This is a genomic window from Atopococcus tabaci DSM 17538 (genome assembly GCF_000429585.1).
Classification (GTDB): domain Bacteria; phylum Bacillota; class Bacilli; order Lactobacillales; family Carnobacteriaceae_A; genus Atopococcus; species Atopococcus tabaci.
In genome coordinates, this window is record NZ_AUCD01000091.1 from 1 (window position 1) to 6,943 (window position 6,943).

General features: G+C 46.0%; 8 protein-coding genes and 1 pseudogene. 1 reads left to right on the forward strand and 8 read right to left on the reverse strand.

All coding sequences use genetic code 11. The annotated features are described in order from the left end of the window. Window positions 1–263 (forward strand): transposase (locus tag G470_RS0110750; RefSeq protein ID WP_028274806.1); only part of this gene is annotated, 263 nt, incomplete at its 5' end. Between the two features lie 87 nt (window positions 264–350). On the opposite strand, the gene trxB is transcribed toward G470_RS0110750, so the two are convergent. The 8 genes and pseudogenes from trxB to G470_RS0110790 form a co-directional block, all read right to left on the reverse strand. Beyond that, window positions 351–1,313 (reverse strand): thioredoxin-disulfide reductase, encoded by a 963-nt coding sequence (gene trxB, locus G470_RS0110755; protein WP_028274807.1) that lies wholly within the window; start codon window positions 1,311–1,313, stop codon window positions 351–353. Between the two features lie 136 nt (window positions 1,314–1,449). Beyond that, entirely contained in the window at window positions 1,450–1,872 is a 423-nt protein-coding gene (locus G470_RS0110760) for a tetratricopeptide repeat protein (protein WP_028274808.1), read from the reverse strand. A gap of 146 nt (window positions 1,873–2,018) precedes the next feature. Then, a complete protein-coding gene (gene galU, locus G470_RS13450) occupies window positions 2,019–2,954 on the reverse strand; it encodes a UTP--glucose-1-phosphate uridylyltransferase GalU (RefSeq protein ID WP_051258555.1) in 936 nt (311 codons plus the stop codon). Beyond that, entirely contained in the window at window positions 2,954–3,976 is a 1,023-nt protein-coding gene (locus G470_RS0110770) for an NAD(P)H-dependent glycerol-3-phosphate dehydrogenase (RefSeq protein WP_028274809.1), read from the reverse strand. Before G470_RS0110770 ends, galU begins: the two co-directional genes overlap by 1 nt. A gap of 18 nt (window positions 3,977–3,994) precedes the next feature. Continuing rightward, a complete protein-coding gene (ppaX, locus tag G470_RS0110775) occupies window positions 3,995–4,651 on the reverse strand; it encodes a pyrophosphatase PpaX (RefSeq protein WP_028274810.1) in 657 nt (218 codons plus the stop codon). A gap of 21 nt (window positions 4,652–4,672) precedes the next feature. Beyond that, a complete protein-coding gene (lgt, locus tag G470_RS0110780) occupies window positions 4,673–5,554 on the reverse strand; it encodes a prolipoprotein diacylglyceryl transferase (RefSeq protein ID WP_028274811.1) in 882 nt (293 codons plus the stop codon). Window position 5,555: 1 nt separating this feature from the next. Then, window positions 5,556–6,512 (reverse strand): HPr(Ser) kinase/phosphatase, encoded by a 957-nt coding sequence (gene hprK, locus G470_RS0110785; RefSeq protein WP_028274812.1) that lies wholly within the window; start codon window positions 6,510–6,512, stop codon window positions 5,556–5,558. Window positions 6,513–6,694: 182 nt separating this feature from the next. Beyond that, window positions 6,695–6,943 (reverse strand): annotated as a pseudogene (locus tag G470_RS0110790) (ISLre2-like element ISAot1 family transposase); the annotation flags it as partial.

Below are 6,943 nucleotides of genomic sequence, written 5' to 3' on the forward strand. Positions count from 1 at the left end.
ATGCGCCGCAAAAGGCGCTTTACTATAATGAGAAGTATCAAATTTTGAAAAATACAGAAGCAGAAAAGCTTTTATCTAAAGAAGGTTCAACAATCTTTGCCAAACGAAAGATTGATGTTGAGCCAGTCTTTGGCCAGATAAAGGCTAATTTAGGGTTCACTCGATTTAACCTAAGGGGTAAATCGAAGGTAAAAACAGACATCGGGTTGGTCTTGATGGCCAACAATCTGAAGAAATATGCAAAAAATAATGTAATAAAATAAGAGAACTTACAAATTCTTTGACAGAAAATGTAAGTTCTCTTTTATTTTAGAATCCAGGACCTTTTGTCCCAGCCTCTTTGTGTACTATTAGTTTTTAAGTGTTTCTTCAGTTTCCAATGATTCTTTCAATTCTTCAACGTAATTGAACACCGCATTTCCTGCGAGACTTCCGTCACCTACAGCTGTCGCCACTTGGCGCAAAGGTGTTTTCCGGACATCGCCGATAGCGAAGATTCCCGGGATGTTCGTCTCCATGTATTCGTTGGTTTCAATCCAGCCTTCTTCATCGGTGATGCCCAAGTCACGGAACTGCTCGGAGTTTGGCAGCAAGCCAATGTAGATAAAGGCTCCTTCAGCAGGAACTTCGCTGATTTCACCGGTTTTCACATTCTTGATGCGGACGGCTGACACTTTTTCGTCCCCTTCAATCTCTTCCACAACGGAATTCCAAATGAAATCCACTTTTGGATTTTTGAACGCACGATCCTGCAAGATTTTTTGAGCCCGCAGCTCATCGCGTCGGTGGATGATGGTCACTTTATCTGCAAACTGAGTCAAATACGTGCCTTCTTCAACGGCTGAGTCGCCTCCACCTACTACGACGATATGTTTCTTGCGGAAGAATGCTCCGTCACATACAGCACAGTAAGATACTCCGCGTCCGTTGAACTCTTGTTCACCTTCCACACCGAGTTTTTTGTGTTCTGCACCCGTACTGATGACAATTGCACGTGTACGATAAATTTTGTCGTAAGTGTGCACTTCTTTGTATTCGCGTCCGTTCACTACTTTTTTCACGTCGCCGTAAGCATAATCAGCGCCAAACTGCTGTGCACCTTCAAACATTTTGGTTGCCAAATCTGGGCCTAAAATGCTTTTGAACCCGGAGTAGTTTTCAATTTCTGCTGTGTTGTTCAGCTGTCCACCCGGGATGCCGCGTTCCAATATCAATGTGTTCAAATCGGAACGAGAGGCATATAATGCGGCGGTCATTCCGCCTGGACCTGCTCCTATGACAATAACGTCATAAATGTTGTCCACTAATTCCATGAGATAACCCCTCTCAACATTCTGTATTCTTTATCTTACTACAAATATCTTTCAACGGCATTTGTTTCGCTTATTTTTTGTAAGTTTTTTATATGTTTTGTCGTATTTTGTTCACAGTCACCTGTGAACTCGGCCGTTAATTGTACCATTCTTCTTCCAACATCTCTTTGAACTCGAAAGCCTCTTCTGCATACTCCCCGTCTGGTTCAATGCGCAAATACCGCTCGGTCAGTTTCAACGCTTCCTTGTATTCTTCTAGAAACGCATAGTTGTTGGCTTGAAAAAAGTACATTTCTGGGTAACGGCTGGTTCCTTTTGCCAACAGCTCCTCCAGCAACTCCAAAGATTCTTGGAAATTACCCAAGTGTTGGTGCAGCAGAGCGACTTGACACAATCCAAAATAGCGGTCTTGTTCGTTTTCTGCTAAAGAAGCGCCGATTTGGAAGTACTTTTGGGCACGGGGGATATTGCCTTTTTCATACTCTCTCAGCCCTCGATCGTAATATAAACCCGTGTTCGGAATGACCTCAATAATGGTGTTTCGTTTCGATTTCTCCATTTCGGGCCTCCTTTCTCGTCCTCTACTCGCTGGTTGTTTTCTCTATCATACCCTAAGACACGCTTAGAACCAATGCCTTTTACTTGAATTTTCCACAACCATAGAAAAGCAAGAAACCAGCTTCACGCGGTTTCTTGCTGCGGCCGTTATTCTTCAATTATTTCTTCTTCAAGAGAACCAACTGCCTCATTTTTGGCTCCGTCTTTTTCTTCCAGCTCATCCGCCAATTCAAGGATGAATTCTTTTAAGTCGTCTTTAACTTGCGGGTGAGTCAAGCCGTATTCAATGCTGGTTTTCAAGAATCCAAATTTGTCTCCTACATCGTATCGTTCGCCTGTGTATTCCAATGCGAAAACGCGCTGCGTTTTGTTCAACGTATCAATCGCATCGGTCAATTGGACTTCTCCGCCGGCACCTGGTTCTTGTTTTTCCAAAATAGAGAAAATTTCCGGTGTCAACAAGTAGCGTCCAATGATAGCCAAGTCACTCGGCGCTTCGCTTGGGTCCGGTTTTTCCACAAACTTACGGACGTTGTACAATCCTTCGTCTGCTTTCGCTTCCGGATCGATGATTCCGTATCTGGAGGTTTCTTCATGCGGTACGCGCATGACTGCAATATTAGAGGCATGCGTTTTTTCGTATCCTTCAATCAATTGCTTGGTCAACGGGACTTCATCTTTCATCAAGTCATCGCCGAGCATCACCACAAACGGTTCGTTTCCAACAAACGCTTTTGCCTGCAAGACCGCGTGTCCCAGACCTTTCGGATAGGATTGACGGACGAAAAAGAGGTTCAACCCGGTTGTTTCTTCCACCAATTCAAGCAGGTCCAATTTCCCTTTTTCTTTCAAGTTCTCTTCCAATTCAGGGTTGGAGTCGAAATGGTCTTCGATTGGACGTTTGCTTTTTCCGGTGATGATCAAGATGTCTTCAATCCCTGAGTTGATGGCTTCTTCTACGATAAACTGTATCGTTGGTTTGTCCACAATCGGCAGCATTTCTTTTGCCATTGCTTTAGTGGCCGGGAGGAAACGCGTTCCCAAACCAGCAGCAGGTATCACGGCTTTTCTCACTTTTTGCATCACTTGTGACCTCCAGTTGGTTTTTCTGATTTTCCTTCTCTTAGCATCAGTATGCTTACTGCATCTTTCACTTTTTCATCTTCATACAGTACTCGGTAAATCGCTTCGGTAATCGGCATATCGATGCCCTTTTCTGTCGCCAGTTCGTAGGCGGCCTTCGTGGTCGATACACCTTCCACAATCATCCCCATTTTAGCAAGGACTTCCTCCAACGGCAAGCCTTGCCCCAGCAGTTTTCCGGCACGCCAGTTTCGTGAGTGGACACTGGTGCAGGTGACCACCAAATCACCGACCCCACTTAATCCAAGGAATGTCAGTGGGTCTGCATCAAATGCAATACCCAGACGGGTTATTTCCGTCAATCCCCGCGTCAGCAGAGCTGCCTTGGCGTTGTCTCCGTATCCGAGGCCATTGAGAGCACCGGCTCCAAGCGCGATGATGTTTTTCAACGCCGCGCCCAGCTCGACGCCTACGATATCTTGGTTTGTGTAAACGCGGAAATAGTCATTCATGAACAAGGTCTGAACAGTTTTTGCGGCTTCTTCGTTTTCGGAAGCGGCAGTGAGAGTGGTTAAATCTTTGGCTGCCACTTCTTCCGCATGGCTTGGTCCTGAAAGCGCCACGATGCCTGTCCGTTTCTCTTGTGCTATCTCTTCTTCAATGATAACAGAAATCCGTTTATGGGTCTGCTGTTCCAATCCTTTACTGGCGTGGACAATGAGAACCGGCTCTTTCAAGAGCGCCGCAATTTGTCTGGAGAGTTGGCGGATAGCTTTGGTCGGCACAACCAACAAAACCACTTCTGCTCCGTCCAGAGCTTCTTCCAACCGGTCGGTTGCCCGAAGGCTTTTCGGCAGCGCCACCTCCGGCAAGTAATGACGATTCGTGTGGAAAGAATTGATTTCTTCCACCTGGTCGGCATTCCTCCCCCACACAATCGTTTCATGTCCATTGTCGTCTAAAACCATAGACAAGGCGGTCCCCCAAGAGCCCGCACCTAATACAGCTACTTTCTTAGACACTTCAGCATCTCCTTTGATCTATTGCATAACAGTTGATGGAGCCAACACAAGATTGGTCAATTCCTCCATCGTTTCGACAATATAGTCCGGTTCGTAAGGCGCAATTTCTTCTCGTGTTTTTTGCGACCAGCCGACAAAGACACCGGCCACTCCGGCATTTTTTGCTGCTTCGATGTCGTGGAAATTATCTCCGACCATCATGGTTTTTTCGTGCAGGCAGTTTAATTCCGCCATTGCACGGTAAATGGGTTCCGGATGCGGCTTGTAGTGGGTGTAGTCTTCGCCGCCGATGACCACATCGAACATCCCTTCAAGGCCTAGAAGACGGATGCCTTTCCACAACACATCGTTGCGTTTGGTAGACACCACTGCCAGCTGCACGCCTTGGTCTTTCAAGACACGAAGCTGTTCCGCAACACCGTCGAACAAGCGAATCATCTCGTCATGGTAAAGCGCGTTGTATGTCCGGTATTTCGTAATCATGGTGTCTTTTTCTTCCCAGTTGAGTGTTCCATATACTTCATCCAATGACGGACCGTTGAATTTCCGAACCGAATCCACGGTATAAACCCCTGGGAAGTACTCTTCCAACACGCTTAAGTGCGAGCGGTTGATCAAGTCGTTGCTGTCGGCCAATGTTCCGTCAAAATCAAACAATACGGCTTCAAATTTCACGTTTAGTCGAATCTCCTTTATTTACTTCTTCTTTTTATAGTAATCATTCTTTTTCTTTTCAAAGTTCTGTTCCGGCTGGATGCCTTCTGTGTAGTAGGGAACAGGCGGGTACACATTTTTGCGGCGGTACACAATCAATCCGATGGCCGCCATGAAAATGATGACCGATAACAACTGCGAAACGCGGATCGGCGTGTTAAAGAGATACAAACTGTCGGTCCGCATTCCTTCAATAAAGAAACGGCCCAATGAATACCAGAGTGCGTACCCTAACGCTACTTCTCCCCGTTTCAACAAGTTCTCCCGGTTGCGCAAAACAATCAAGAGGACGACACCAATCAGACTCCACACCGATTCATATAAGAACGTCGGGTGATAATAGGTGCCGCCGATTTCCATTTGGTTGATGATGAAGTCCGGCAGCATCAAATTCTCTAGGAATTGACGCGAAACTTCTCCGCCGTGAGCTTCTTGGTTGATGAAGTTTCCCCAACGGCCGATTGCCTGTGCCAGCAATACGTGTGGAGCGATGATGTCGAGCATCAGCCAAATCGGAATATTGTTTTTCCGACAGAACCAAATCAAGGCCAGCGCTCCTCCAATCAATCCCCCGTAAATCGCAATGCCGCCTTCCCAGATGGCAATGATTTTCGCCGGATTCTGGAGATAATAACCGAGTTCGAACAAAACATAATACAAACGTGCACCGATAAAGCCGGCCGGAATCAGCCATAAAGACAAATCCACAATCGCATCTTCATCCAATCCGCGTTTCACCGCTTCTTTGGAGCTCAGCCAAATCGCCACAAAAATCCCAACTGCAATAATGATGCCGTACCAACGAACTTCCAAAGGTCCCAATCGGAAGGCAATAGGGTCGATTACCCCCAACAAACTTGTCATTTTACTGCCTCCCTTTATAGAGATTGTTTTCAGAATTTTTTTGAATCAATTGATCCAGATTCCGCTCAAACGTAGCGGTCGCGTCATATCCCATCCACTTCGCACGCAAGTTCATGGTAGCCATCTCAACAATGATTGCCAAGTTACGTCCGGTACGGACTGGAATGGAAATTTTTGGAATATCCACATTAAAGACGCGCATGCTTTCCATTGCGGATCCCAGACGGTCGTACTGCCTGTTCCGGTCCCACATTTCCAAGTTAACCACCATATCCACTGTTTTCTTCCGGCGGATGGCTCCCACTCCAAAGAGATGGACCACGTCGATAACCCCAATTCCGCGGATTTCAATCAAGTGACGCAAGATTTCTGGAGATTCACCGACAATCCGTGATTCATCCAACATGTATAATTCGACACGGTCGTCCGCTACCAAGCGGTGCCCTCTTTGAATCAATTCCAAAGCCGTCTCACTTTTCCCGATGCCGCTGTCTCCGGTAATCAATACGCCGCTTCCGAAAATGTCCAGCAACACACCGTGAACGGATTCTCTCTCCGCCAACCGGTCTTCCAAGAAGTTGTTGATGTTACTGTACAGACGTGTGGTCGCGCGTTTGGAAGAGAGGACCGGAATCCCTTTTTCTTCCGCTGCCGACACCAACTCTTCCGGGATGTCCATGTTGCGTGACACCAAAAAAGCCGGGGTCTCTGCTTGACACATGCGCCGCATGACAATCATGCGTTCTTCGCTGGTCATGCTGTTGGCAAACGATATTTCTGTCCGGCCAAACAGCTGCAGCCGATCTTGGGGATAATAATTAAAGTACCCGGTCAATTCTAAAGCGGGACGAGACAAATCACTGACTGTGATGTTTCTGTCCAGGTGGTCCTCTCCGCTGACGACTCGGATGTCTTTCATTTCATCGACGAGTTCTTTTACCGTCACACTGTTCGTCATTATTTTTGCTCCTATCTTTTTTCATAATTTAATCCTCTGTTTACGTTATTCATATGATTTATTTTAGCACAAGTTTATCCAGGTTTATAGAACAGAAACAGCAGCGTATGCGTCAAGTTTTCCTCGGTAACCTTTATTCTAAATGACCCTTAATATAAATGCGGTTATTTGTTTCTATTCATTTAACTAAATGAAAGGGCTAGTTGGCCTATAAAGCTGCTTTTCGGACCATAATTGACGATAGAACCCGTTTGGATTGTTTGGGCCGTAGAATCTATTTTCTTTAACGCTTGACGGACAGCTCCTTTAATCTCTTCACCTAGTGATTCGACTTTATCTGTTATTTCAGCTGTTAAAGCTGTCTGTAAAAGCCCATTTTTCTCTGCAGTGAGAATTGCCACAACGTGGCTAGCTCCTTTTTTTGTCCAGCT

What these genes read in the sequence shown, in the direction of transcription:
- trxB (WP_028274807.1), bottom strand. Translation starts at nt 1,313, where the DNA reads ATGGAATTAGTGGACAACATTTATGACGTTATTGTCATAGGAGCAGGT.
- G470_RS0110760 (WP_028274808.1), bottom strand. Translation starts at nt 1,872, where the DNA reads ATGGAGAAATCGAAACGAAACACCATTATTGAGGTCATTCCGAACACG.
- galU (WP_051258555.1), bottom strand. Translation starts at nt 2,954, where the DNA reads ATGCAAAAAGTGAGAAAAGCCGTGATACCTGCTGCTGGTTTGGGAACG.
- lgt (WP_028274811.1), bottom strand. Translation starts at nt 5,554, where the DNA reads ATGACAAGTTTGTTGGGGGTAATCGACCCTATTGCCTTCCGATTGGGA.
- hprK (WP_028274812.1), bottom strand. Translation starts at nt 6,512, where the DNA reads ATGACGAACAGTGTGACGGTAAAAGAACTCGTCGATGAAATGAAAGAC.